Annotated in this window: 25 protein-coding genes and 2 pseudogenes; 15 read left to right on the plus strand and 12 right to left on the minus strand. The window is 58.8% G+C overall.

What is annotated here, in order from left to right:
• The first annotated feature begins 91 nt into the window (after window positions 1–91).
• Window positions 92–1,780, plus strand: coding sequence for a long-chain-fatty-acid--CoA ligase FadD2 (fadD2, locus tag HCU66_RS19990; RefSeq protein ID WP_205890142.1), 1,689 nt, complete (start codon window positions 92–94; stop codon window positions 1,778–1,780).
• Between the two features lie 142 nt (window positions 1,781–1,922).
• On the opposite strand, the pseudogene HCU66_RS27570 reads toward fadD2, so the two are convergent.
• Window positions 1,923–1,997, minus strand: a pseudogene (locus HCU66_RS27570) (hypothetical protein); the annotation flags it as partial.
• A 260-nt stretch (window positions 1,998–2,257) separates the two neighbouring features.
• Here HCU66_RS27570 and fadD1 point away from each other — a divergent pair.
• The gene (gene fadD1 / locus HCU66_RS19995; RefSeq protein ID WP_205890144.1) at window positions 2,258–3,958 is read left to right on the plus strand and encodes a long-chain-fatty-acid--CoA ligase FadD1; all 1,701 of its coding nucleotides are present in this window, start codon (window positions 2,258–2,260) and stop codon (window positions 3,956–3,958) included.
• An 89-nt stretch (window positions 3,959–4,047) separates the two neighbouring features.
• Here the strand turns inward: fadD1 and HCU66_RS20000 are convergent, their stop codons facing one another.
• The gene (locus HCU66_RS20000) at window positions 4,048–4,425 is read right to left on the minus strand and encodes a hypothetical protein (protein ID WP_205890146.1); all 378 of its coding nucleotides are present in this window, start codon (window positions 4,423–4,425) and stop codon (window positions 4,048–4,050) included.
• A gap of 223 nt (window positions 4,426–4,648) precedes the next feature.
• On the opposite strand from HCU66_RS20000, the gene HCU66_RS20005 reads away from it, so the two are divergent.
• Both HCU66_RS20005 and def read left to right on the plus strand, forming a co-directional pair.
• Window positions 4,649–5,593, plus strand: a complete 945-nt coding sequence (locus HCU66_RS20005; RefSeq protein ID WP_205890148.1) for a YihY/virulence factor BrkB family protein — start codon at window positions 4,649–4,651, stop codon at window positions 5,591–5,593.
• Complete coding sequence (def, locus tag HCU66_RS20010) at window positions 5,590–6,129, plus strand: peptide deformylase (RefSeq protein ID WP_205890150.1); 540 nt, start codon at window positions 5,590–5,592, stop codon at window positions 6,127–6,129. Before HCU66_RS20005 ends, def begins: the two co-directional genes overlap by 4 nt.
• Window positions 6,130–6,140: 11 nt before the next feature.
• Here the strand turns inward: def and HCU66_RS20015 are convergent, their stop codons facing one another.
• Window positions 6,141–6,545, minus strand: a complete 405-nt coding sequence (locus tag HCU66_RS20015) for a GNAT family N-acetyltransferase (RefSeq protein WP_205890152.1) — start codon at window positions 6,543–6,545, stop codon at window positions 6,141–6,143.
• Window positions 6,546–6,907: 362 nt separating this feature from the next.
• A complete protein-coding gene (gene gstA, locus HCU66_RS20020) occupies window positions 6,908–7,510 on the minus strand; it encodes a glutathione transferase GstA (protein ID WP_205890153.1) in 603 nt (200 codons plus the stop codon).
• A 99-nt stretch (window positions 7,511–7,609) separates the two neighbouring features.
• Here gstA and HCU66_RS20025 point away from each other — a divergent pair, with 99 nt between their 5' ends.
• Window positions 7,610–8,497 carry a LysR family transcriptional regulator gene (locus HCU66_RS20025; protein ID WP_205890155.1) on the plus strand — a complete coding sequence of 296 codons (888 nt, stop codon included), beginning with the start codon at window positions 7,610–7,612 and terminating at the stop codon, window positions 8,495–8,497.
• 20 nt (window positions 8,498–8,517) lie between these two features.
• On the opposite strand, the gene HCU66_RS20030 is transcribed toward HCU66_RS20025, so the two are convergent.
• From HCU66_RS20030 to gntR, 3 genes are all read right to left on the minus strand, one after another.
• Window positions 8,518–9,150: a glutathione S-transferase family protein gene (locus HCU66_RS20030; protein ID WP_205890157.1), complete on the minus strand. Its 633-nt coding sequence runs from the start codon at window positions 9,148–9,150 to the stop codon at window positions 8,518–8,520.
• Between the two features lie 224 nt (window positions 9,151–9,374).
• Window positions 9,375–9,683, minus strand: coding sequence for a hypothetical protein (locus tag HCU66_RS20035; protein ID WP_205890159.1), 309 nt, complete (start codon window positions 9,681–9,683; stop codon window positions 9,375–9,377).
• A 250-nt stretch (window positions 9,684–9,933) separates the two neighbouring features.
• Complete coding sequence (gene gntR, locus HCU66_RS20040) at window positions 9,934–10,965, minus strand: HTH-type transcriptional regulator GntR (RefSeq protein ID WP_205890160.1); 1,032 nt, start codon at window positions 10,963–10,965, stop codon at window positions 9,934–9,936.
• Between the two features lie 215 nt (window positions 10,966–11,180).
• Here gntR and HCU66_RS20045 point away from each other — a divergent pair, with 215 nt between their 5' ends.
• Window positions 11,181–11,714 (plus strand): gluconokinase, encoded by a 534-nt coding sequence (locus tag HCU66_RS20045; protein WP_205890161.1) that lies wholly within the window; start codon window positions 11,181–11,183, stop codon window positions 11,712–11,714.
• A gap of 81 nt (window positions 11,715–11,795) precedes the next feature.
• Complete coding sequence (locus HCU66_RS20050) at window positions 11,796–13,148, plus strand: GntP family permease (protein ID WP_205890162.1); 1,353 nt, start codon at window positions 11,796–11,798, stop codon at window positions 13,146–13,148.
• Window positions 13,149–13,272: 124 nt separating this feature from the next.
• On the opposite strand, the gene alaC is transcribed toward HCU66_RS20050, so the two are convergent.
• A complete protein-coding gene (gene alaC, locus HCU66_RS20055) occupies window positions 13,273–14,481 on the minus strand; it encodes an alanine transaminase (protein ID WP_205890163.1) in 1,209 nt (402 codons plus the stop codon).
• A 139-nt stretch (window positions 14,482–14,620) separates the two neighbouring features.
• Between alaC and HCU66_RS20060 the strand changes: the two genes are divergently transcribed.
• The 3 genes from HCU66_RS20060 to HCU66_RS20070 all read left to right on the plus strand — a co-directional run bounded on the left by HCU66_RS20060 (window position 14,621) and on the right by HCU66_RS20070 (window position 16,431).
• Window positions 14,621–15,283: a LysE family translocator gene (locus HCU66_RS20060; protein ID WP_205890164.1), complete on the plus strand. Its 663-nt coding sequence runs from the start codon at window positions 14,621–14,623 to the stop codon at window positions 15,281–15,283.
• Between the two features lie 69 nt (window positions 15,284–15,352).
• Entirely contained in the window at window positions 15,353–15,841 is a 489-nt protein-coding gene (locus HCU66_RS20065) for a GyrI-like domain-containing protein (protein ID WP_205890165.1), read from the plus strand.
• A 101-nt stretch (window positions 15,842–15,942) separates the two neighbouring features.
• Window positions 15,943–16,431, plus strand: coding sequence for a GNAT family N-acetyltransferase (locus tag HCU66_RS20070; RefSeq protein WP_205890167.1), 489 nt, complete (start codon window positions 15,943–15,945; stop codon window positions 16,429–16,431).
• A gap of 4 nt (window positions 16,432–16,435) precedes the next feature.
• Here the strand turns inward: HCU66_RS20070 and HCU66_RS20075 are convergent, their stop codons facing one another.
• Window positions 16,436–17,002: a nucleotidyltransferase family protein gene (locus HCU66_RS20075; protein WP_205890168.1), complete on the minus strand. Its 567-nt coding sequence runs from the start codon at window positions 17,000–17,002 to the stop codon at window positions 16,436–16,438.
• A 39-nt stretch (window positions 17,003–17,041) separates the two neighbouring features.
• Complete coding sequence (locus HCU66_RS20080) at window positions 17,042–17,527, minus strand: GNAT family N-acetyltransferase (protein ID WP_205890170.1); 486 nt, start codon at window positions 17,525–17,527, stop codon at window positions 17,042–17,044.
• Between the two features lie 139 nt (window positions 17,528–17,666).
• Between HCU66_RS20080 and HCU66_RS20085 the strand changes: the two genes are divergently transcribed.
• The 3 genes from HCU66_RS20085 (at window position 17,667) to HCU66_RS20095 (ending at window position 19,860) form a co-directional block, all read left to right on the plus strand.
• Entirely contained in the window at window positions 17,667–18,092 is a 426-nt protein-coding gene (locus tag HCU66_RS20085) for a YybH family protein (RefSeq protein ID WP_205890172.1), read from the plus strand.
• A 111-nt stretch (window positions 18,093–18,203) separates the two neighbouring features.
• A complete protein-coding gene (locus HCU66_RS20090; protein WP_064616415.1) occupies window positions 18,204–18,548 on the plus strand; it encodes a YciI family protein in 345 nt (114 codons plus the stop codon).
• A 76-nt stretch (window positions 18,549–18,624) separates the two neighbouring features.
• Window positions 18,625–19,860: an RNA polymerase sigma factor gene (locus HCU66_RS20095; protein WP_205890174.1), complete on the plus strand. Its 1,236-nt coding sequence runs from the start codon at window positions 18,625–18,627 to the stop codon at window positions 19,858–19,860.
• A 157-nt stretch (window positions 19,861–20,017) separates the two neighbouring features.
• Here HCU66_RS20095 and HCU66_RS20100 read toward each other — a convergent pair.
• Window positions 20,018–20,209 (minus strand): annotated as a pseudogene (locus HCU66_RS20100) (magnesium transporter CorA); the annotation flags it as partial.
• Window positions 20,210–20,485: 276 nt separating this feature from the next.
• Between HCU66_RS20100 and HCU66_RS20105 the strand changes: the two are divergent.
• Both HCU66_RS20105 and HCU66_RS20110 read left to right on the plus strand, forming a co-directional pair.
• Window positions 20,486–22,111 (plus strand): methyl-accepting chemotaxis protein, encoded by a 1,626-nt coding sequence (locus HCU66_RS20105; protein ID WP_205890176.1) that lies wholly within the window; start codon window positions 20,486–20,488, stop codon window positions 22,109–22,111.
• A gap of 288 nt (window positions 22,112–22,399) precedes the next feature.
• Window positions 22,400–22,777: a hypothetical protein gene (locus HCU66_RS20110; protein WP_205890178.1), complete on the plus strand. Its 378-nt coding sequence runs from the start codon at window positions 22,400–22,402 to the stop codon at window positions 22,775–22,777.
• Window positions 22,778–22,784: 7 nt separating this feature from the next.
• Here HCU66_RS20110 and HCU66_RS20115 read toward each other — a convergent pair whose 3' ends face one another.
• On the minus strand, window positions 22,785–23,960 hold the full coding sequence (locus tag HCU66_RS20115; RefSeq protein ID WP_205890180.1) for a GAF domain-containing sensor histidine kinase: 1,176 nt from the start codon (window positions 23,958–23,960) through the stop codon (window positions 22,785–22,787).
• Between the last annotated feature and the right edge of the window lie 18 nt (window positions 23,961–23,978).

The raw sequence follows: 23,978 nt of genomic DNA on the forward strand, positions 1-23,978 counted from the left end.
TCACCATAGCTGCTAGTGTCCGGGAAGCACCGCTTTTCAGAGGTGACAGAAAAGCGGCCCCGGATAGATTCAGGTAATGAGGACAAGAACAATGCAACCTGATTTCTGGAATGACAAACGCCCGGCCGGCGTGCCCCTGGATATTGACCTGGGGGCCTATAAGTCGGTGATCGAGGTGTTCGAGCGCTCCTGCAAGAAATTTGCTGACCGCCCGGCATTCAGCAACATGGGCGTGACCCTGACCTACGCCGAACTGGAGCGTTACAGCGCCGCGTTCGCCGGTTACCTGCAAGCCCACACCGACCTGGTGCCGGGGGATCGCATCGCGGTGCAGATGCCCAACGTCCTGCATTACCCGATTGCCGTATTCGGCGCCTTGCGCGCCGGGCTGATCGTGGTCAACACCAACCCGCTGTACACCGCGCGGGAGATGCGCCATCAGTTCAAGGACTCCGGTGCCCGGGCGCTGGTCTACCTGAACGTGTTCGGACAGAAGGTCCAGGAAGTACTGCCCGACACCGACATCCAGTACCTGATCGAAGCGAAGATGGGCGACCTGATGCCCGCCGCCAAGGGCTGGCTGATCAATACCGTGGTCGCCAAGGTCAAGAAAATGGTCCCGGCCTATTCGTTGCCGCAGGCCATTTCCTTCAAAAGCGCGTTGCGTCTGGGCCGGGGCCTGGGCATCAAACCGCTGAACGTCGGCCTCGACGACATCGCCGTGTTGCAATACACCGGCGGCACCACCGGGCTGGCCAAGGGCGCGATGCTGACCCACGGCAATCTGGTGGCGAACATGCAGCAGGCCCGGGCGTGCCTCAGTCAGCTGGGTGCCGACGGTCAGCCGCTGCTGCGCGAAGGCCAGGAAGTGATGATCGCGCCGCTGCCGCTGTACCACATCTATGCCTTCACGGCGAACTGCATGTGCATGATGGTGACCGGCAACCACAATGTGCTGATCACCAATCCACGGGACATTGGCGCCTTCATCAAGGAATTGAAGAACTGGCGGTTCTCGTTGCTTCTGGGGCTCAACACGCTGTTCGTCGCGCTGATGGACCATCCCGACTTCAAGACCCTGGATTGCTCCAGCCTCAAACTCACCAACTCCGGCGGCACCGCGTTGGTCAAGGCCACCGCCGAACGCTGGGAACAGCTCACCGGTTGCCGGATCACCGAAGGTTACGGCCTGACCGAAACCTCGCCGGTGGCCTGCACCAACCCTTATGGCGATAAGTCGCGCATCGGCACGGTCGGCCTGCCGGTGCCGGGTACGGCCCTGAAAGTGATCAATGATGAAGGCGTCGAGCAGCCGTTGGGCGAGCGCGGCGAACTGTGCATCAAAGGCCCGCAGATCATGAAGGGCTACTGGCAAAAACCTGAAGCCACCGCTGAGGTGCTGGATGCCGACGGCTGGTTCAAGTCGGGCGACATCGGGGTGATCGACCCGGACGGTTTCGTGCGCATCGTCGATCGCAAGAAGGACATGATCATCGTCTCGGGCTTCAACGTATACCCAAACGAGATCGAAGACGTGGTGATGGCCCACCCAAAAGTCGCCAACTGCGCGGTGATCGGCGTGCCAGACGAGCGTTCGGGGGAGGCGGTGAAATTGTTTGTGGTGGCCCGTGAGTCGGGGGTCAGCCTTGAAGAGCTGAAGGCCTACTGCAAGGAAAACTTCACGGCGTACAAAGTACCCAAGCACATCGTTCTGCGTGAGTCGTTGCCGATGACACCGGTGGGCAAGATTCTTCGGCGGGAGTTGCGAGAGATCGCCTGATCGTTGAATGGCCGCGCATCGCGCGGTTCGCGGGCAAGCCTCGCTCCTACAGGTCCAGTGTTGTTCACATAGCAGTGAACGACGCGAACCCTGTAGGAGCGAGGCTTGCCCGCGAAGCGCGCGATGCGCGGCCATTCAACGATCAGGCGATCTCTCGCAACTCCCGCCGAAGAATCTTGCCCACCGGTGTCATCGGCAACGACTCACGCAGAACGATGTNGGCTGTAAGCCCCGATTTCAGAGGCTCTCAGGGTCGGTATAGGTTTTTTGCTCTAAAATGACCGCTTGATGGTCTTGAGTCATTAATGTGACTGTAGAGGCTGATTTAGGCTCTAGTCGGCCCTTGGCAAAGCTGCTACTCTCGGCGCGCTTTGTGACTTCTCGGCCTATGTTAAAAGCCAGACTCACCAAAACACACACCAATAATAATCGCATCAAATGCGGTGAAGAATTCGCGTTGCTGAGGAGTGGGCTTCCATGATCGAAGACTTTTGGAAGGATAAGTACCCAGCTGGAATTGCTGCCGAGATCAATCCAGACGAGTATCCGAATATTCAGGCAGTGTTGAAGCAATCCTGCCAACGCTTCGCTGACAAACCGGCATTCAGCAACCTGGGCAAGACAATCACCTACGGTGAGTTGTACGAATTGTCCGGTGCCTTTGCCGCTTACCTGCAACAGCATACCGATTTGCAACCGGGCGATCGAATCGCCGTGCAACTGCCCAATGTGTTGCAGTATCCGGTTGCCGTCTTCGGTGCCATCCGCGCCGGGCTGATCGTGGTCAACACCAACCCGCTGTACACCGCGCGGGAAATGGAACACCAATTCAACGACTCCGGCGCCAAGGCCCTGGTCTGCCTGGCCAACATGGCGCATCTGGCCGAGATCGTGGTGCCGAAGACCGGCGTCAAGCATGTGATCGTCACTGAAGTGGCCGACCTGCTGCCGCCGCTCAAGCGTCTGCTGATCAACAGCGTCATCAAGTATGTGAAGAAGATGGTTCCGGCGTATCACTTGCCCAAGGCCATCAAATTCAATGAGGTGCTGCGCAAGGGCCACGGCCAGCCAGTGGCCGAAGCCAACCCGGCCAGCAGTGATGTTGCCGTGTTGCAATACACCGGCGGCACCACCGGCGTGGCCAAGGGCGCGATGCTGACCCACCGCAATCTGGTGGCGAACATGCTGCAGTGCAAGGCGCTGATGGGCTCCAACCTCAATGAAGGTTGCGAGATCCTGATCACCCCGCTGCCGCTGTACCACATCTATGCCTTCACCTTTCATTGCATGGCGATGATGCTGATCGGCAACCACAACATCCTGATCAGTAACCCGCGCGACCTGCCGGCGATGGTCAAGGAACTGTCGAAGTGGAAGTTCAGCGGTTTTGTTGGTCTGAACACGCTGTTCGTCGCGTTGTGCAACAACGAAGCGTTCCGCAAGCTGGACTTCTCGCACCTGAAAATCACCCTGTCCGGCGGCATGGCCTTGCAACTGGCCGCGGCCGAGCGCTGGAAAGCGGTCACCGGTTGCCCGATCTGCGAAGGTTACGGCATGACTGAAACCAGCCCGGTGGCCACGGTGAACCCGAACCAGAACATCCAGATCGGCACCATCGGTATTCCGGTGCCGTCGACCCTGTGCAAAGTCATCGACGATGCCGGCGTGGAACAGCCGTTGGGGGGCATCGGTGAACTGTGTGTGAAAGGTCCGCAAGTCATGAAAGGCTACTGGCAGCGCCAGGACGCTACCGATGAAATACTCGACAGCGAAGGCTGGTTGAAGACCGGTGATATCGCGCTGATCCAGCCCGATGGCTATATGCGCATTGTCGATCGCAAGAAAGACATGATCCTGGTCTCCGGTTTCAACGTGTACCCCAACGAACTGGAAGACGTGCTGGCGACCCTGCCGGGCGTGCTGCAATGCGCGGCCATCGGCGTGCCGGACGAGAAGTCGGGGGAGGCGATCAAGATCTTCATCGTTGCCAAACCGGGCGTGACCTTGACCAAGGAACAGGTGATGGAGCACATGCGCGCCAACGTCACCGGCTACAAGGTGCCCAAAGCCGTGGAATTCCGCGATGCGCTGCCAACCACCAACGTCGGCAAGATCCTGCGCCGCGAGTTGCGCGACGAAGAGCTGAAGAAGCTGGGTGTGAAGAAAGTCAGCGCCTGATCAAACAAAAGCCCCGCAGATGCGGGGCTTCTTGTTTAAAGCAGTATGATTGATCGTTCCCACGCGGAGCGTGGGAACGATCGAAGGTGTTACTGGCGGAACTGCGCGAAATTGACGTTGGTGCCCGCCGGGCGCATGTCTTGCAGGTACGAGTCCTTGTCGGCGCTCAGTTCCAGGCTCAATGCGGCTTTGCGTTTGCCCTGGTTGCGCACCACCAGGCCTTCGAGTTTCTCGCGCAGGAACACCGTCGGCACTTTCAGGTGCAGCAATTCGTCGGTATCTGGAGTGTGCATCAGCAAGTGAATCCACTCGTACTGACCAATGGCCAGGCGCGCGACCGGAATATCGAACCAGAAAATGTTGCGGTTGCGGTTCAATTCGGCGAAATGGCAGTTGTTGACGCCAAGCACAGCACCGCCCAGTTCCTGGTTTCTGCGGGCAATGGCCTGTTTTTTATCGATTTTCATAACGTTCCTACGGGGTTGGATCTTCAGCGCCATGGCCTGAATACGTTGCGCATTCTCGGGGCAAAGCCTGCAAACATAAAGCCTGATCTGCGTAGAACGATGAAATGTCGCAACGGTCGAACGACGAAATTGTTTCAAGGTCGCCAAGTAGGCTACTTTGTTGTAGAAAACGGCCCCCTGAGTCGCCATGACTTCAACCTTTTTGCGGCGAAAGGAGACGCTAATGTTTTTCCCGACCATGAAAGGTCTGCCCCTGCATCGCGTGATGATGCGCACGATCACCGAGTTCGTCGCCGACGAGATGTCGACCTATGCCTCGGCGCTGGCCTATCAGATGCTGTTCTCGCTGTTCCCTTTCATCCTGTTCCTGATCGCCCTGATCGGCTTCCTGCACTTGCCGGACTTCTTCTCCTGGCTGCGCCTGCAATCGGAACTGGTCCTGCCACCCCAGGCGCTGGAGCAGGTGAACCCGGTGATCGACCAGCTCCAGCAATCCAAAGGGGGGTTGTTGTCGGTGGGTATCGTGATCGCCCTGTGGACCGCGTCCGCCGGTGTGCGGCTGATGATGAGCGCCATGAACGCCGCGTACGACGTGGTCGAACGCCGCCCGGTCTGGAAGCGTTTTCCGCTGTCGATTTTCTACACTGTCGGTATCGCCGGCATGTTGCTGATTGCCGCCGCGCTGATGGTGCTCGGGCCGCAGGTGATGGGCTGGATCGCCTCGCAAGTCGGCCTCGAAGATTTCATCGTGACCGTCTGGACTATCGTGCGTTGGCCGGTGATCGTGATTCTGTTGATGATGGCGGTGGCGCTGATTTACTACGTCATGCCCGACGTCAAACAGGAGTTTCGCTTCATCACCCCGGGGGCGGTGTTGTCCGTGGTGGTCTGGATCATCGCCTCGCTGGGCTTTGGTCTTTACGTCAAAGCCTTCGCCAACTACAACGCCATGTATGGCAGTATCGGCGCGATCATCGTGTTATTGCTGTACTTCTATATTTCCGCTGCGGTGCTGTTGCTCGGTGCGGAAATGAACGCGGTGATCGAGCACATGTCGTCCGAAGGCAAGCAACCTGGCGAAACGGTGCACGAAGAACCCAAACAGCATGTTTCGGGACTGGGACGAGATCACTCAATCAAGCCGACCACTGACGAAGCCATAAAATGATCCGTGAAATTCTGAAAATGGGCGATGAGCGCCTGCTGCGTATTGCCCCTGCGGTGCCGGCAGAAATGTTCGACAGCCCCGAGTTGTGGCAACTGATCGACGACATGTTCCAGACCATGGAAAGCGTCGGCGGGGTCGGCCTGGCCGCGCCGCAGATCGGTGTCGACCTGCAACTGGTAATCTTTGGTTTCGAACACAGTGAGCGCTATCCGGACGCCGAAGCGGTGCCGCAGACGATTCTGATCAACCCGCTGATCACGCCATTGAGCCCGCTGATGGAAGAGGGGTTCGAAGGCTGCCTGTCGGTACCGGGCCTGCGCGGTGCGGTGGATCGCTATCAGCAGATTCGCTACGAAGGTTTCGATCCCAAGGGCGAGCCGATCGTGCGCATGGCGTCGGGATTTCATGCGCGAGTGGTGCAGCATGAATGCGATCACCTGATCGGCCGGCTATACCCGTCGCGCATCACCGATTTCAGCAAGTTCGGGTTTACCGAGGTGATGTTTCCGGATCTCGATCCTGCGGCGGATGACTAAAAGATCGCTGTTTATTTTCCCATCGCAATCATCGGCTTGCTGCGCGCATAACGGCTCAACCGTTCGGCCATGGCGTAGGGCAGGGGCGGGTCGAACGAAAATCCCTGACGCTCATAAAAGCCGCGCAAATCCGGATGGCAGAACAACCAGACCGGAGCTTGCACATCCTTTACCGCTGCGGCGATCAACCTGGCGGCAATCCCCTGCCCACGACAGCCCGGATCGACGAACAGTCCGGTCAGCCAATGCCCGCCGGCCACCGGCCGCAAACATAACGCCGCGATGATCTCTTCACGTCTTGCGACCCACAATTGAGCGTCGCGGACCGCTTTCATCGACGATTGGTGGGCGCGGTAGAACTTGTTCATCAACGGCCACAATGGCGCGTCGAGCAAGGTGTATTGGGTGTTGGGCATGGGCTCGGACAGTCGGTGGGCAGGACGCAGATTATAAAAGAACACGCGCGCCGGGATAGGTGTATACCTGATCTCACATCCCCTGTGAGTGGAGTACGCATCATGTCCAAAGGTATGGAATCAAAGAAAGCCGCGAAGAAAAAACCGGCGAAAACCGCAATTGAAAAACGCGCGGACAAGAAAGCCAAGAAAGTGAATGTGTTCGGCCACTGATCCCGCGTCCACGGAGCCCGAGTCCTCGGGCTCCGGTTTTTTGCGTCTATCGAAATCACCAAACAATCTGCAAGACATCCCGGCGCCGTTGCACAGGGGGATTGGTTCCCGTTCTGAGCAAAGGCTTGCCCGCGAAGCGATTCAACGCCTTACGCCAACTCCGCTACCAACGCCGCTTTCACGCTTGGCCGCTGATCAATCCGCGCCTGAAAGCGCGCCAACGCGGGCCAATCATCCAGATCAATCGCAAACAGCCGAGCCCAACGCAACACCGTAAACAAATACGCATCGGCAATACTGAACCCGCCGGCCATCAAGTAATCCTGCCGCTCCAGCGTCTGGCTCAACACCGCAAAGCGCTTGAACAGTTTCTCTTTGATGAGCACTTTCACCTCGTCCGCAAACTGCGGATTGAACAGCCAACCCAGCCCGCCATGAATTTCGGTCGAAACGAAATTCAGCCATTCCTGCAAACGCACCCGCTCGAACGTCCCGTTCGCCGGTGCCAGGTTTGCCTCGGAATGCAGATCCGCCAGGTATTGCAGGATCGCCGGGCCTTCGGTCAGCACATTACCGTTATCCAGCTGCAATGCCGCGACGTAGCCTTTGGGGTTGATAGCGAGGAAGTCATCGCCGGAGACGGTTTTCTTGCTGCTGTTGTCGACGCGGACCAACTCGAACGGCAGCTCCAGTTCGCGCAGCACAATGTGCGGCGCCAAAGAGCAAGCTTGCGGGGCGTAATACAACTTCATGGGCAGGACTCTGGTTGCGGATTTGCGCCAGTGTCATAGTGCGCGGCGCGCTCGGTAAAATTAATCTTTCAGAAAACTGCCATTAGGAAAGCTACTGCCATGATGAACCTGATGCACTGGCGAATGGTGGTGGCGGTGGCCGATACCGGCAACATTACCCGGGCTGCCGAGCGGGTCGGCATGACCCAATCCGGCGCCAGCCAGGCGCTGGCCTTGATCGAAGAAACCCTGGGCGTTCAGCTGTTCAGTCGGGAAAACCGTCAGACCTTGCCAACCGCTATTGGCTTGCCTGTGATCGAACAGGCGCGAACGATGCTCGGTGCTCTGGAAAACATTCGAAGCACCGTCGACGCTGCTAAAGGCATTCAACGCGGGACGATTCGTCTGGCGAGTTTTCCCTTGGTGCTGACGACCTTCCTGCCGCCGCTGTTGCGCCAGTTCAATCGGCTGTATCCCGGCATTCAAGTGGTGGCGCTGGAGGTCAGCGACGATGAGGTGGAAACGTTGCTCAGTGCCGGGTTGGTGGATGTCGGTGTGGCGTTGAACCCGGCGCCCGCGCGCAATGGCTGTCGTTTGGGGCGTGATGCCTGGATGGCAGTTCTGCCCGGCAGTCACCCCTTGGCGCGCCGATCGAGCGAAGAGGGCATCTCGTTGGCCGAATTGGTGGAGCAACCCTTCGTGCTGGCCACGGGCGGTTGTTCGACCAATGCCCGCAGCCTGGCCGCCGACGCCGGGCTGCAACTGCTGGATGTGCGCGCCGAGGTGCGAGAGTGGAGCAGTGCGTTCACCCTGGTGCGGGAAAACATCGGCGTGACCCTGGTACCGGAAATGACCCTGCCGGCCAATTGCCAAGGCCTGCGCGTAGTACCCGTGACGCCACGTATCGATCGCGAGTTTGCGTTGGTGGTCGCGCCCGACAAAGAACCAACGGTGGCGGTGCGGGCGCTGTTGGGGATGCTCGCGGAACATCCGCTATCGGTGGGCTAGTCAGGGAAGCTCAGGCGAAATCAAGGCACGCCATTACAGGCGTGTGCCATGAATCCCGGCCGCTGCGCCAGTCGTTGGCAATAGGCGTCGACGGCGGGGTAGTCCGGGCGCTCCATCGGGGTCATGCGCCAGCGGTTGACCGACAAGCCGATGAGGATATCGGCCAGGGTGAACTGAGACCCGGCGACATACGCACCGGTCGCCGCGAGTTGCTGTTCGAGGATGCCCATTTTCGCGTTCCAGCCGCGAACGCCATCGGCGATCCGCTGCGCGTCCTGGAAGTTCGGCAATTGCCGCACCAACGCAAAAAAGGCATAGCCCCAGGACGGATTGAGTTCGGTGGCCTGCCAGTCCATCCACTGTTCCACGCGAGCGCGCGCCGCCGGCTCGATGGGCAACAGGTCGGTGTTTTGGTATTTGCCCGCCAGATACCGGCAGATGGTGTTGGACTCCCACAGTGCGCCGGCTTCATCGATGAGCACCGGCACCTGTGCGTTGGGGTTGAGCTGGAGAAATTCCGGACTCTGGGTCGAGGCAAATCCGCTGCCCCAGTCTTCCCGTTCGTAGGAAACGCCCAGTTCGTCGCAGGTCCACAGGACTTTTCTGACGTTGATTGATGAGGCCCGACCCAAAATCTTCAGCGCATGTCCCATTGAGCTTCTCCGTTTGCTGTTCCAGGTGTGTCGGGAATCTAGCACGCGGAGAATGGGAATGGTCGCGTGGACCGCTGCCGCAGTTATCTTTGCGGAGCAGATCCGGATCATGTAATCGGTCAATCGGTGGGAAAACAATTATCAGACTATGTCGCCGAGCATGAAAAAGAGTCAGCCTGATAGGGATATCAGGCTGGTTGTTGCGGATAGCTTGAAGCTGATCACTACTTATTGGGTATCACTTCAATGGCGAAGTCGCCGACACCACTCCATACTCTTCCAAATTTATCTGAAAAATCAGCGGTGAAACTTCCGATGTATGTGCCGATAAAAGCATTAATTACAATGTTGCCATCGATATTTTTTGCTTCAAGGTAATTGCTTTGCTCTTTATACGACATCACCGCTAATTGGTCGCTGAGCGCGTAAGTTCCATCGGGAAGTGCGTCTTGAAAGCTGATGTGTACTGAGCGCTGTGAATTATCCTGAGTTTCGAAGCCTCGTGTTGGTAGGGGGGGAGCATTAGGGTACACATTAAATGTTGCAGCGATGTACTTGGGTTTAGGGGGGCGCCATCTAATGTAAGCGTAAGTTCAAAAGTGCTTGCCATAGTTAACTCCATGTATAGGTAGTTGAAAAAATCTTCCAAGATGTCCAACGCAAACATCATCAATTGAGGCGCAGAGGGTGTCTACTATCAGAAGTAACAGGTGCGCCATGAATCCAGACGAATGGTTAAAGTGATTCGTCAATGCCGATCGAAGTAGCCGCGGACACTGGGGATCAGGTACTTTCACGCACCTTCAACTCAAACCCCATGTCCTGCACCGGTTTGGCCACTGAATTGCCGGCCATCAAGGTCAGCATCAACTCGGCCGAACGACGGCCAATGGCTTCTCGCGGCGTATTGATGCTACTCAGGCGCGGCACCATGTGTTCTGACATGGGCAGGTCGTTGAAGCCGAGGATCGCCACTTGTTCGGGGATTTTGATGCCGCAACGCAGGGCTTCGAGCAATGCGCCCTGGGCGAGGTCGTCGTTGCCGAAGAAGATCGCATCGAGGTCCGGATGCGCGGCCAGCAGTTGCAGGAACAGTTCGCCACCGAGGCCGACCGATGAGGCCCGTGGCGTCAACACTTCCAGATCCGGGTCGTAGCGCCCGGCTTTTTGCAGCGCCCGGCGGAAACCTTCGCCGCGCAGCAATGTGCGCTGGTCCAGTTGCGCGCCGATATAGGCCAGGCGTTTGCGACCGCGGGAAAGCAAGTGCTCGGCCGCCGTTTCGCCGGCGGCCAGTTGCGAAAAACCGACGCAATTGAGCCCGGCCGCGCTGTCCAGTTCCATCATGTACACGCAGGGAATGTTGCTGGCCTCGATCATCCGCCGTGCGCTTTCGGTGCGGTCGAAACCGGTCAGCAGCAAGCCGCGAGGCTGATAGGCCATGTAATTGCGCAGCAGGTTTTCTTCTTCGTCGCGCGAGTAGTGGTAGTTACCGATCAGCACTTCGAAGCCCTTTGGTCGCAAAACCTGATGAATGGCTTCCAGCGTGTCGATGAACAGCAGGTTGGACAACGACGGCACCAAAACCACCACGGAATGGCTCTGGGCCGAGGCCAGGGCGCGGGCGGCGGGGTTGACCACATAGTTCAATTCGAGGGCCGCTTTCTGGACTTTTTCCACCAGTTCGGTGGCCACCGTGCTGACCCCGCGCAGGGCGCGGGAGGCGGTGATCGGGCTGACACCGGCCAGGCGCGCGACTTCGTTGAGGGTAGGGCGGCCAGTGGTGCGCGTATTTTTATCGTTTTTAGGGGTATTCATCGGACGGCTTGCCAAACAAAATTCAAGGCACTAAGGTAGCGCTGTCTCGAGGCGGCTGCAAATGCGTGAGCGGGGTTTGCCTGATCCTCGCTTTTTGGCATCGAGAACGAACATGCTGCAACCCACAAAAATGACAAGAAGGCGTCGGCAATTTCTGCTTTTGCACGAGAGTATCACGTAGCAAAGGTAGCGCTGTCTGCGCGCTGAGGTGTTACATGAATCATCCCATCACCGCCCTGGTCATCATGGGCGTTGCCGGTTGCGGCAAGACGTGCGTCAGCCAAGCCCTGTGCCAGCTCAGCGGCGCGACCGCCATTGAAGGCGACACTTTCCACCCTGGCGCCAATATCGAAAAGATGAGCGCGGGTATCCCCCTGAACGATGAAGACCGTGCTGGCTGGCTCGACAGCCTGTGCGATGAACTGCGTCGGGTCGACGCCCGGGGCGAGCGCCCGGTGCTGACCTGTTCGGCCCTCAAACACAGTTACCGCGAACGCTTGCGCAGTGCCTTGCCGGGCCTGGGCTTCGTATTCCTTGAGCTGACCCCTGAAGTCGCCGCCGATCGTGTGTCTCACCGACCGGGCCACTTCATGCCGTCGACCTTGATCGACAGCCAGTTCGCCACCCTTGAATCGCCCGTCGGTGAGCCCCTGACCCTGGCTCTGGATGCTTCAAGTTACAGCGTCGACGAGTTGGCCGCTCAGGCCCACCGTTGGTGGCTCGATCATGGCTTGAAACTCGCCAGTTGAGTTTTGCTGCAAAAGATAGCGCTGTCCTGACGGCTTCTGATTAACCGCTTTCATAACAACAACAAACAGGAGACACCCCCCATGTTTGGCATGTCCCACGAGACGTTTCTGCTGCTCGATGCAGTGGTCACGGTGATCGGCTTGATTGTCCTGATCACCAAATTCAAGTTTCACCCGTTCATTGCATTGATCATCGCCGCCGCTTTTCTCGGGCTGACCTCCGGCATGCCGATCGGCACCATCATCAAGGCATTCCAGGATGGTTTCGGCGGCGTTCTCGGTTTCGTCGGGATCATTCTGGCGCTGGGCACCATGCTCGGCAAAATGATGGCCGAGTCGGGCGGGGCGGATCAGATCGCCCAGACCCTGATTCGGGCCTTCGGCAAGGACAAGGTGCAGTGGGCCATGATGTTCGCGGCCTTCCTGGTCGGCATCCCGCTGTTCTTCGAAATCGGCTTCGTGCTGCTGATCCCGCTGGTGTTCATCGTCGCCCGTCGTACCGGCGTGTCGATCATCAAGATCGGTATCCCGCTGCTGGCCGGTCTGTCCGCCGTGCACGGTCTGGTTCCTCCGCATCCGGGTCCGTTGCTGGCCATTGGCGTGTTTGGTGCCGACATCGGTAAAACCATTCTTTACGGCCTGATCGTGGCGCTGCCGACCGCCATTATCGCTGGTCCGATTTTCGGTACGTTCATTGCCAAGCACATCCCTGGTCATCCGAATCAGGAACTGGTGGACCAACTGGCGCGTAAGGAGGATTCCGCCGATCTGCCGAGCTTCGGTATTACCTTGGTTACCGTGCTGTCGCCCGTGTTCCTGATGCTGCTCAAGACCTTTGCCGATGTGGCGCTACCGGACGGCAACTTCTTCCGCACCTTCATGGACCTGATCGGTCACCCGATCTCGGCCCTCCTGCTGGCGTTGCTGCTGTCGCTGTACACCTTCGGCTACAAGCAGGGCATCGGTTCGCAACAGATGCTCAAATGGCTGGACGCGAGTCTTGCGCCGACCGCCGCGATCATCCTGATCATCGGTGCCGGTGGTGGCTTCAAGCAGATGCTGGTGACCAGCGGCGTGGGTAACGTGATCGGCAACATGGCGGTGGCTGCACAGATCTCGCCGATTTTGCTGGCCTGGCTGGTCGCGGCGGTGATTCGCATCGCCACCGGTTCGGCGACCGTGGCGACCATCACTGGTGCCGGTATCGTGGTGCCGGTGGTGGGGATGATTCCGGGTGTGAACCGTGAGCTGCTGGTGCTGGCCACCGGTGCCGGATCGTTGATCCTGTCCCACGTCAACGACGCCGGTTTCTGGCTGGTGAAGCAGTATTTCAATATGACGGTGGCAGAAACCTTCAAAACCTGGACCGCGATGGAAACCATCCTGTCCGTGGTAGGCCTGGGCTTTATTCTGCTGTTGTCGTTGTTCGTCTAAAAGCTTCGCGGGCAAGTCGGATCGCCGCACCGCTTCCTGATCGTTCCCACGCAGAGCGTGGGAACGATCAGGCACAAAAAAACCGCAGCGATGCGGTTTTTTTATGCGCGACTCCTACAGGGGGTTATTTGGTGGCCAACCCATCTGCCCGGAACATCCCGCGAATCCCGCGCACGGCCTGACGAATCCGGTCCTGGTTTTCGATCAGCGCGAAGCGCACATGATCATCCCCGTACTCACCGAACCCGACGCCCGGCGAGACGCAAACCTTGGCCTCGGCCAGCAGTTTCTTGGCGAACTCCAGCGAGCCCAGGTGCGCGTAAGCCTCGGGAATCTTGGCCCAGACGTACATCGACGCTTTCGGGTTTTCGACCATCCAGCCCAGTTCATGCAGACCTTTGACCAGCACATTACGGCGCTGGCGGTATTGCTCGGCAATGTCGCGCACGCATTGTTGATCACCTTCCAGCGCCGCGATGGCCGCGACCTGCAGCGGGGTGAAGGTGCCGTAGTCGTGGTAGCTCTTGATCCGCGCCAGGGCGTTGACCAGTTCCGGGTTGCCGACCATGAAACCGATGCGCCAGCCCGCCATGTTGTAGCTCTTGGACAGGGTGAAAAACTCCACCGCGATGTCCTTGGCGCCGGGCACTTGCATGATCGACGGGGCTTTCCAGCCGTCGTAGACGATGTCGGCGTAGGCCAGGTCGTGCACCACCAGAACGTCGTACTGTTTGGCGAGGGCGATCACCCGCTCGAAGAAGTCCAACTCCACGCACTGGGCGGTGGGGTTGGACGGAAAGCCGAGGATCATCATCTTCGGTTTCGGGATCGAACCGCGAATCGCCCGTTCCAGCTCGGCGAAGAAATCCACGCCAGGGATCAGTGGCACCGACCGCACCTGGGCACCGGCAATCACCGCACCGTAGATGTGAATCGGGTAGCTCGGGTTTGGCACCAGCACGGTGTCGCCCTGGTCGAGGGTGGCCAGCATCAAATGCGCCAGGCCTTCCTTGGAACCGATGGTGACGATGGCTTCGTTTTCCGGGTCGATATCAACCTGGTAGCGATCCTTGTACCAATTGGAAATCGCCCGGCGCAGGCGCGGAATCCCTTTGGACGTGGAGTAGCCGTGGGTGTCTTCGCGCTGGGCGACGGTGACCAGTTTTTCGACAATGTGCGGCGGTGTGGCACCGTCGGGGTTGCCCATGCTCAAGTCGATGATGTCTTCGCCACGACGACGGGCGGCCATCTTCAGCTCGGCAGTGATATTGAAAACGTAAGGGGGGAGTCGATCTATGCGCGCAAAGCGGCGCGGCGAACCTTGTTCGGCCATTGTTGCCTCGGATAACGTAAGCGCCCGGAACCGTCCGAGCGACGCTGGCCACTGCGGTGGCCTGTGGCGGAATGTAAGGGCAGGTGTGGCAGACTGTCCAGCGTCTATGTAAACAATTTTTTCCGAAGGAAACGGGTTGATGGAATTTACCAGTGGCTTCCTGCTCAGCCTTTCGCTGTGCCTGGACATCGGCGTGGCCAATATCGCGATGATCACGCTGGCGATGCAGCGCGGCTATTTCCAAGGCTTTGCCCTGGGATTGGGGACCTGCGTCGGCGACCTGGTTTACGCGGTGCTGGCACTGGCCGGCATGACCGTCTTGCTGCAGTACGAAACCGTGCGCTGGGTGTTGTGGATCGGCGGGTCGGCGTTGCTGTTGTATTTCGCGGCGAAGATGATTCATTCGGCGATCTACCACGATGCCGTGTTGGCCGAGACCGCCGAAGTCGGCCACAACTCCCATCGCAAAGAGTTCTTGCGGGGGATTTTCCTCGCCATGTCGTCGCCCAGTGCGATTCTCTGGTTCGCCGCGGTGGGTGGCACCCTGATTGCCCGATCCGGTGGCGGGGGCACCCTCAGTTCGACGTTGTTTCTTGGTGGATTCCTCTGTGCGGGAATTCTCTGGTGCGTCACGCTGTGCTTCGCGGCGAGCCATGGCGGCAAGTTGCTCGGTGACAAACTACTGCGTTATTCCTACATGGCATCGGCGGCGATCTTCTGCTATTTCGCGGTCTACGTGATTCTATCGGGGTACAACGAGTTTGTCGGGGCGTCCGCCGCCGGGCCGCTTCCGGGGCTCTGACTGGGCGAATCGGGTTTGGCCTCTATACTCCCAGCCGAACCCACCTTTTTCGTTCTCAGGAGTCGAGTCATGGATGAGCAAACACGCGATGATCAGGTTGAGCCACGCTTCGAACACGGGCACTTCATGCTCATAGCGGGGCTTGGCGGACGGTTTACCCAAGCGACGGCCAAAAAACAGATTCCCAAGCTATGGGATCAATTCGTCCCTCACATCGGCAATGTGCCCGGGCAAATGGGCGAAGTGACCTACGGCGTTTGCTGCAACCCAGACGGCAAGGGCGGTTTCGAATACATCGCCGGCGTCGAGATCAGCAAGCTCGACGACTTACCCGAAAAATACCGTTGGGTCGAGATTCAGCCCCAGTATTACGCGGTGTTCAAGCACAAGGGCTCGCTGGATACCTTGCCCCAGACCTTTCAGTACATCTGGAGCACCTGGTTGCCGCAGTCCGGTCACGAGGCAGCGGATGCCCCGGAGTTCGAACGTTACAGCGACGATTTCAACTCGAAGCTCAATACCGGCGTGCTGGAAATCTGGCTACCGCTCAAAGCGTAACGAACGGGGCGAGGGGCGGATCGGCGGTCCGCCTTTCTGATCGATATGAACACCTGATTAATTTATGATCCCAGCCTTTCCCCCGCTGATTCCGAGCTGCCATGAACACCGTCATCCGCCACGTCATTCCCGCTGACCTGGACCGTTGCTACGCCATCGAAACCGTTGCCTACGAAGGCGACGAAGCCGCCACCCGCGAGAAAATCGCCACCCGCATCGCCACCTGGCCCGCGGGCTTCATCGTCGCCGAAGTCGATGGCGTCGTAGCCGGTTTCATCAATTCCGGTGCGGCGTTTGAGGTGCAAATGTCGGACGAGGCGTTCAAGGAACTGATCGGCCACGACCCGGCCGGCCCGCATGTGGTGATCATGTCGGTGGTGGTGCATCCGGACTATCAAGGGCAAGGCCTGGCGAAACGCTTGATGGGTGAATTCATCCAGCGCATGCGCGCACTGAACAAGGCCAGCATCCACTTGATGTGCAAAGAGCGGCATATCCCGCTGTATGCCGGGTTTGGTTTTGCTTACATCAAGCCTTCGGCGTCCGACCATGGCGGGATGGCGTGGCATGAGATGATTCTGGACCTGTAAGCCGTCACTGATCGTTCCCACTCTCCTGCCTGAGCAGCGGCCAGGTTGTCAGCCAGTCTTTGGATCTGAAGCGCTTTTGAAAAATCATGTGCTTATCTGAAACAAATCTTGCAGTAGGCCTGATGACCAAACGAAAAAGATCATCTAGTCCCAATGGCGCGGCAACCTGACAAACATCGCTCTGCACAAGTCTGACAGCGACCGCCGTTGCTGTTTCCGGCCAATATCTCATCGCATCCGTCGAGGACGTGTAGGGCTGGTCGCCGTTTTGAACATGCATCCTGGCTTGGTTTTTTACCGACCATTTGACAGTTCGATCCAGGTCCCGCAAAGCTTCTTCCAACTGTCGGTCATCCGTGGGGGTGCAGCGATCGGTGTCAAACCAGATGACGTCAATATCGGTCGAGACCGGGGACGGAACCCGGTTATGCAAGTGATCCCAAACGGCATTCCTGACAAACCCGGCACCGATCCAGCAATCCGGTAAGTTCAGGGAGTGAACAAGTTGAAGCAGGCGCCAGCGGTCGGGGTCGCCCGAAATGATTGCCTGGACCCTTGAGATGTTGTCCATTGCCATCGTCCTCCAAAAAAACGGTCATCCCTCCATGAATCAGAAAACCAGCCCCATCCGCCGTTCGTAACCGATCCGGCCTTTGTACGCTTCGCCGCTGTCGACAAAACCATATTTGGCATACAACGCGATGGCCGACTCATTGTCTGCATCCACCGACAACTCCAGCCCTTTGATCTCCGGCCAGGCCTGGCGCGCAACCTCGGGCAGGGCTTGCAGGCAGGCTTTGCCATAACCTTTGCCCTGGGCGCGGCGATCGACTTGCAGGGCGTGCAGGGTGGCGCTGTGTTCGTCGGCCCAGGCCGGCAGCACCGGCGGGCGCTTGAGCAGCAGGAAGGCCACCGGGACATCTTCGACCAGCAGGGCAAAGCCTTTGACGCCAGGGCCCGGTTTGGACAGCAAGGTGTGCAACGCACCGTGGATGTCACCGGAGAATCTGATTTGTTCGGCGTGGATTTCGATGGCCTCGACCTGTTGGCGCTGCAGGGCGTTCAGGCTTTCGTAAGGCACGAGTCGGGCTGTCACTGGAGTGTCCTTTTTCCAACACAAATGAGCCTCGGATTCTAGCGAGTTTGTGTTCATGGATTATTTTTATTTCGGTTGTCGATTTGGCTTTTTGCCAAGCGACTAAAGGTGTCTTCAACAAAAAACACGGAGAACCCTCATGAACGCTCATACACAAATCCATAACTTGATCGAGAACTACCGCCAGGCGGTCATCGCCAAGGACGTGGAAAAGGTCATGGCCCTGTACGCCGACGACATCGTCTCCTTCGATGCCGTCAAGGCCCTGCAATTCAAGGGTAAAGCGGCCTACCGTGCGCATTGGCAGGAATGCATGGAGATGTGCCCCGGCCCGCATATTTTCGAGTTTCACGAGATCGACATCGTGCCATCGCAGGAGATCGCTTTCGCTCATTGGCTGGCGCATTGCGGCGGCACCAATGAAAAGGGTGAAACCCAGGCTTGCTGGATGCGCGTCACTGCGTGCTATCGGCAGGAAGCGGGGCTCTGGCAGATCGTCCACGAACACTGGTCGGCTCCGTTCGACATGACCAGCGGCGCGACCCTGTTCAATCTGCAACCCTGATCGTCAGGCTGATTCGTCGGGCTGTTTATCGGAAAGCAGCGCCAAAGCGCCAATCGACAGCCATAGTTGATCAGTTCGGTCACGGCAAAGCCGACTGAAATGGAGAGTCCCATGAAGTATTTATGCCTGGTCTACAGCAACGAGCACGAGTTGCACTCGTTACCCGAAAGCCCCAACGACGCCGAGTGCATGGCCTATGCCGAGTCGATCCAGGGCAGCGGCCGGATGATCGCCGCCGAGGCGCTGGAGTCGGTGCAGACCGCGACCACCGTGCGCATGCGCAACGGAAAAATGTCGATCACCGACGGCCCGTTCGCTGAAACCAAGGAGCAGTTGGCCGGCTTCTACCTGATTGACGCCAAGGACCTCAATGAAGCCCTCCAGGTCGCCGGTAACATTCCGGCGGCCCGGGTTGGCTGTGTCGAGGTGCGGCCCGTTCGCCAGTTGAATCCCTGAACAACAATCCCGACAGGAGTTCTTTCATGAGTCCGCAACCCGTGCAACGAAGGCCCGCTGAAGGCATCCAGGACTGATGCCTGGCGAAGCGGTACGGGCGCAGGTCGAGCAGGTTTACCGCGAAGATTCGCGGCGAATCCTGGCGACGCTGATCCGCTTGCTCGGCGATTTCGACCTCGCCGAAGAGGCGCTGCACGAGGCGTTCTTCGTCGCGGTCGAGCGTTGGCAGCGTGACGGTGTGCCAGCCAATCCGCGCACCTGGCTGGTGTCCACCGGGCGTTTCAAGGCCATTGATGTGTTGCGCCGGCGTGCGCGTTTTAATGCGTCCCGGCCGATGTTGATCGCTCAACTGGAGGCGCTGGAACAGGCCGACTGGAGTGACGAAGACGTGGAAGACGATCGCCTGCGCCTGATCTTCACCTGTTGTCACCCGGCACTGGCGGCGGACGCTCAAGTGCCGTTGACCTTGCGCGAAGTCTGCGACCTGACCACCGAAGAAATCGCCCGGGCCTTTCTCTCGGCGCCGGCCACCATTGCCCAGCGCATCGTGCGGGCCAAGGCCAAGATCCGTGACGCGAAAATCCCTTATCAGGTGCCGACCCTGACGGAACTGCCCGAGCGGCTCGACAGTGTGTTGCGGGTGATTTACCTGGTGTTCAACGAAGGGTACTCGGCATCTGTCGGCAGCGAACTGACCCGCGAAGACCTGACGCGCGAAGCGATTCGCCTCGGCCGGTTGTTGATGGAATTGTTGCCTGAACCGGAGGTGATGGGGCTGCTGGCGCTGATGCTGTTGCATGAGTCCCGGCGCCCGGCCAGGACTTCATCGAGCGGCGAGCTGATTGTGTTGGATGAACAGGATCGCTCGTTGTGGGACGCCGAGTTGATGGCCGAAGGCTGCGCACTGGTAGAGCGGGCGCTGACGACGCGGCGCTTCGGGCCTTATTGCCTGCAAGCGGCGATTGCCGCGGTGCATGCCGAAGCGCCCACGGCGCAGGAGACAGACTGGCCGCAGATTGTCGGTCTGTATGACGTGCTGCTGCGGGCCGTGCCGTCGCCGGTGATCGAGCTGAATCGCGCAGCGGCGCTGGCCAAACGCGATGGCCCGCAGGCCGGGCTGACGTTGATCGAAGGGATTCTGGCGCGAGGCGAGTTGCAGGATTACCACCTGGCACATTCGGCGCGGGCGGAGTTTTACCGGCAGTTGGGAAGGGTGCAAGAGGCGCGGGCGGCGTATGAGCGGGCGCTGGAATTGACGCAGCAAGTACCGGAGCGGCGGTTTATCGAGGGGCGGTTACGGGCGTTGGAGTGATCATGGATGTGCGCTGTGGTCGGCTGACTGCGGAAGCGCCGATTTTTTCGCCGACCGTCACCACGATGCGTTTCCAGCCGAGTCAAAGGATGCATTCCCACGCGGTGCGTGGGAACGAGCGCCGAGATCTGTTTAATAATCGCGTCGCTTGCGAAACGCGCTCGCACGCGGCATGGGCCAGGTTCAGGTGCAGCCAGAGAAACTCGTCACCGTCGTCCGGTTGTTGCAGGCAGTGCAACGCCCTGGCCGAATCGATCTCTCGGCCGCGCTCGCCGGGGCGAAAACTGAAACCGTAAAGCAGGCCGAACAGATCGGAATCGCGATGGCGTTGGTCAATGCTGTGGTTCATGAAGTCTCGCTGCGAGGAGGCGCCTGTCACGGGTTTCACAGGTTCACTTAAGCCCCATCATACGCAACGTTTTTTGAAGGTTTTGTGACGGTTGGATAACGCCGCAGATCCGCCTGCTACCGGTGGTCGGGAGGGGCTAAAGAAAGGCTCTGGCCCGCCGATGAGGCTGATGTCGATCTTTCGATTCTGGTCGTGAACCAGCGTCGCTGACAGGGATGTCCAGACACCTTGCACGCCTGTAAGGCGTGTTTCATCCCTGCCATGAGATATCCCTCGATGTTTTTGCAAAAGTCCCTGCGAGCACAAATTCTCGCCCTGTTGAGCGGCAGCCTGTTGGCGATGTTGTTGATCGCTTTGGCCTGCTTTCACTTTCTGTCCAATGGCGTTCAGAGCTACGCGAACCTGATCGAAGGTCCGTTGCACACCTCACAGTTGATCGATGAAGCCAACCTGCAATTCAAGGTGCAGGTGCAGGAGTGGAAGAACGTTCTGTTGCGCGGCAAGGAGCCTGCGAACCTGGACAAATACTGGAAGCAATTCGAGGAACGCCAACGCGACGTGCAGGGCATCCTCGGTGACCTGGCCGGGCAGAAGGGCATCGAACCGCAACTGAAAATTCGCATCGAACGCCTGCGTGAAGAGCATCGCCTGCTGGGCGCTGCGTATCAGAAAGGCCGAGATGCCTACGTGGCGTCCGGTGCCGACCCAACGGCCGGCGACAACGCGGTCAAGGGGATGGACCGTGCCGCCAGCGAGCAGATGAGCGAACTGGTCAGCGAGTTGCGCAAGCAGGGCAGCGAGCAATCGAAGCTGATCAGCGCCAGTGCCGAGCGCACCGTGTTGCTGGGGACCGTGGTGATGTTGGTGTCGGGTCTACTGATTGGCCTGTTGAGTCTGTGGCTGGTCAACCGCAATCTGGTGGAACCGATCCGCAAACTGATCGACTACGTAGCGCAACTCAGCCAGGGCCGGTTCGCCGACCGCGTGGCCAGCACCCGTCAGGATGAGTTGGGCAACCTGGCCACGGCCGCCAACACCTTGCGCGATTTCCTCGCCGAAACCTTCAACCGTTTGCAGCGCAGTGCGTCCGACCTGGACAGTGCCAGCGGTGAGCTGAATTCGATTGCCGGCCTCATGGCCAGCGGCACCAACGAGCAATTCAACCGCACCGATCAGGTGGCCACGGCGATGAACGAAATGTCCGCCACCGCGCAAGAAGTCGCGCGCCACGCCGCCGAAGCGGCACGTGCGGCCGACGATGCCGATCAGTCCGCCCAACAGGGCGAGAAAGTCATGCAGGGCACCATTCACACCATCACCCAAATGCGTGGCGAAATCGCCAACACCGCCACGGTCATCCGTCGCCTGGAAGAAGACAGCGGGCGCATCGGCAAAGTGCTGGAAGTGATTCGCGGCATCGCCGAACAAACCAACCTGCTGGCGCTCAACGCCGCAATCGAAGCAGCACGTGCCGGTGAAGCCGGGCGCGGTTTTGCGGTGGTCGCCGATGAAGTGCGCAGCTTGGCCCAGCGCACGGCGGCGTCGATCATCGAGATCAACCAGATCATTCAAACCGTGCAAACCGGTGCGGTGGACGCGGCCCAGGCCATCGAAAGCGGCCAGTCGCGCAGCGAGCAAAGCGTCGAGCAAGTAACCCAGGCCGGCGCCATGCTCGAGCGGATCACCCATGCCGTGGAAGCCATTCGCGACATGAACCGCCAGATCGCCACCGCCGCCGAGGAGCAGACTTCGGTGGCCGAAGACATCTCGCGCAACCTCACCGAAATCACCAGCATCGCCAGTACCAACCTGGACAACGTGCAGCGCACCGAAGCGGCCAGTCACAATCTGCATGGGTTGTCGGGGCAATTGAATGAAGTGACGGCGCGGTTGAGCGCCTAGCGAAGTGGGTTGTGTACGTCGGCTGCGATGCAGACGGTGACGGCGGCGTTGTTGCAGGAGGAGGGGGGAGTACGTCGGGTTCGGTGGTCAGCACCACCGCTTGATCCCTAAGCATCGCAGTTGTACATCTTGTTAAGGTCGGTGTGCCGTTGATCGGGTACTTGCGATCAAGGCACCCGATTTCAGCGGTACCTGTTATTTCTGACAGTAGACAGGTTTTTTATCGTGACGTCTGATAGCCGCTCTGGTGTGACTGAACTACGCCAGCCCTATCACAAGGAGTTAGTCATGAAAGAAGAACTGCAACCCATGGTAGTTGTCGGTGGTCAGACGTTGACGGTGTACAGTGACAAATCCAGTCCGTTGTCTCCGAAAGTTATTATTCCGCAGCGAGATACTGCTGTCGAAGGTGAGGTCATCAACGTATGGGTAGGAGACGTACGGGTCGCCACTCACCAATATAGGCCTGGTGATTTCTTCCCAATACATACCCAATTGGACAAGGAGGCATTGGCTAAAACGTCTGCTGGCGCAGTAGCTATGTATGAAATTGTGCATCTGGATGGGACGAAATCCCAATCACCGACTTTTCACATGACGGCTGTAGTGTTTGATAGCAAATCGTCTTTTTCTTCAGCCCCTGCTGAGGCATCCAATACGCAGTGAGTGTTTTTTACTTCAATGCAAGTGTGAATGTGAAGTCGGTGCCCAGTGAGGGTTCTGACTTTACGTCCAGCTTCCCACCATGTGACTGCGCAATCTGATTGGCAATGTACAACCCCAACCCGAGGCCGGTCTGCGGTGCTCCGCCGACCGGTCGCGAGTAGGGCTGGAACAGGTGCGGCAGCGCATCTTCGGCAATCAGCCCCTGGCTTTTCACATTCAACACGAAGTGCCCGTCCTTGACCTGCGCACTGACTTCGACCGGGCCATCGGGGTCTCCGTGGACAACGGCGTTCGCCAGCAGATTGGACAGTAACTGCGCGACCCGTTCGCGATCGCAATGAACGTCGCTCAGGTCGCCAATCGACGACTCAATGATACGTTTGGGGTGAATGCTCCGGATCTCGGTAATCACGTGCTGCAACGCGTCCGCCAGGTCCGGGCACGGTTTGATGTTTACCGGGATGCCTCGGCCCAGTGAACCCCGCGCGAAGTCCAGCACATCGTCGATCAGTTTGGTCGCGCGTCGGGCGCTGGTGAGGATGTACCGGGCCCGTTGTTCATTCGCCGGGTCATTGAGTTTGCGCAGGAGCATTTCGGCGCCGGCGCTGATGGCGAACAAGGGGTTGCGCAAGTCATGGCCGAGCACGGCAATGAACTGTTCGCGCAGTTCGGTGGTTTTGCGTTCCTTGTTCAGCGCTGCTTCGGTCCGTTGCAGGTTTTCTTCGGCGTCGATCTGCAGCGCCAGCATCCGGGCGAACGACTCCATGGTGCTCTGGATCGTGCTGGACTTGAGCGACGCCGGATGGGAATCGAGGGCGCAAAGGGTGCCGAAAAAGCGTCCGTCGGTGCGCACGATTGGCACGCCAATGTAGCTTTCGAATGGATAGGTGCGGGGTGTGTGGTGGTCACGGTAGAGCGGGTCTTCACTGGCCTTGTCGATGACCACCGACTGCTGGCCCTGGCGAATTTCGTGGCTCAGCGTGCAGACCTGATCCAGTTCATCGCCCACCTGCCAACCGAAATCCAGTCGATCGAGTACCGCGCAGGCAGTCCAGGTGTTTTCGCTGACACGGGCCACCGCCGCGAACCGCAAGCCGGTCAACTCACAGATCACCTGAAGCATCGCCGGTACCGCGCTGATCCGGCCAATTGTGGCGATGTCTGCTGCCGCTGTTTGCCCCATATCCGTCGTTCTCTACAT

The sequence above is a fragment of the Pseudomonas frederiksbergensis genome, from assembly GCF_017114915.1.
Lineage (GTDB): Bacteria > Pseudomonadota > Gammaproteobacteria > Pseudomonadales > Pseudomonadaceae > Aquipseudomonas > Aquipseudomonas frederiksbergensis_I.

Excerpts from the sequence above, each read along its gene's own strand:
- fadD2 (WP_205890142.1), top strand. The coding sequence starts at position 92 with ATGCAACCTGATTTCTGGAATGACAAACGCCCGGCCGGCGTGCCCCTG.
- fadD1 (WP_205890144.1), top strand. The coding sequence starts at position 2,258 with ATGATCGAAGACTTTTGGAAGGATAAGTACCCAGCTGGAATTGCTGCC.
- HCU66_RS20000 (WP_205890146.1), bottom strand. The coding sequence starts at position 4,425 with ATGAAAATCGATAAAAAACAGGCCATTGCCCGCAGAAACCAGGAACTG.
- HCU66_RS20005 (WP_205890148.1), top strand. The coding sequence starts at position 4,649 with ATGTTTTTCCCGACCATGAAAGGTCTGCCCCTGCATCGCGTGATGATG.
- def (WP_205890150.1), top strand. The coding sequence starts at position 5,590 with ATGATCCGTGAAATTCTGAAAATGGGCGATGAGCGCCTGCTGCGTATT.
- HCU66_RS20015 (WP_205890152.1), bottom strand. The coding sequence starts at position 6,545 with ATGCCCAACACCCAATACACCTTGCTCGACGCGCCATTGTGGCCGTTG.
- gstA (WP_205890153.1), bottom strand. The coding sequence starts at position 7,510 with ATGAAGTTGTATTACGCCCCGCAAGCTTGCTCTTTGGCGCCGCACATT.
- HCU66_RS20025 (WP_205890155.1), top strand. The coding sequence starts at position 7,610 with ATGATGAACCTGATGCACTGGCGAATGGTGGTGGCGGTGGCCGATACC.
- HCU66_RS20030 (WP_205890157.1), bottom strand. The coding sequence starts at position 9,150 with ATGGGACATGCGCTGAAGATTTTGGGTCGGGCCTCATCAATCAACGTC.
- gntR (WP_205890160.1), bottom strand. The coding sequence starts at position 10,965 with ATGAATACCCCTAAAAACGATAAAAATACGCGCACCACTGGCCGCCCT.
- HCU66_RS20045 (WP_205890161.1), top strand. The coding sequence starts at position 11,181 with ATGAATCATCCCATCACCGCCCTGGTCATCATGGGCGTTGCCGGTTGC.
- HCU66_RS20050 (WP_205890162.1), top strand. The coding sequence starts at position 11,796 with ATGTTTGGCATGTCCCACGAGACGTTTCTGCTGCTCGATGCAGTGGTC.
- alaC (WP_205890163.1), bottom strand. The coding sequence starts at position 14,481 with ATGGCCGAACAAGGTTCGCCGCGCCGCTTTGCGCGCATAGATCGACTC.
- HCU66_RS20060 (WP_205890164.1), top strand. The coding sequence starts at position 14,621 with ATGGAATTTACCAGTGGCTTCCTGCTCAGCCTTTCGCTGTGCCTGGAC.
- HCU66_RS20065 (WP_205890165.1), top strand. The coding sequence starts at position 15,353 with ATGGATGAGCAAACACGCGATGATCAGGTTGAGCCACGCTTCGAACAC.
- HCU66_RS20070 (WP_205890167.1), top strand. The coding sequence starts at position 15,943 with ATGAACACCGTCATCCGCCACGTCATTCCCGCTGACCTGGACCGTTGC.
- HCU66_RS20075 (WP_205890168.1), bottom strand. The coding sequence starts at position 17,002 with ATGGACAACATCTCAAGGGTCCAGGCAATCATTTCGGGCGACCCCGAC.
- HCU66_RS20085 (WP_205890172.1), top strand. The coding sequence starts at position 17,667 with ATGAACGCTCATACACAAATCCATAACTTGATCGAGAACTACCGCCAG.
- HCU66_RS20090 (WP_064616415.1), top strand. The coding sequence starts at position 18,204 with ATGAAGTATTTATGCCTGGTCTACAGCAACGAGCACGAGTTGCACTCG.
- HCU66_RS20095 (WP_205890174.1), top strand. The coding sequence starts at position 18,625 with ATGCCTGGCGAAGCGGTACGGGCGCAGGTCGAGCAGGTTTACCGCGAA.
- HCU66_RS20105 (WP_205890176.1), top strand. The coding sequence starts at position 20,486 with ATGTTTTTGCAAAAGTCCCTGCGAGCACAAATTCTCGCCCTGTTGAGC.
- HCU66_RS20110 (WP_205890178.1), top strand. The coding sequence starts at position 22,400 with ATGAAAGAAGAACTGCAACCCATGGTAGTTGTCGGTGGTCAGACGTTG.
- HCU66_RS20115 (WP_205890180.1), bottom strand. The coding sequence starts at position 23,960 with ATGGGGCAAACAGCGGCAGCAGACATCGCCACAATTGGCCGGATCAGC.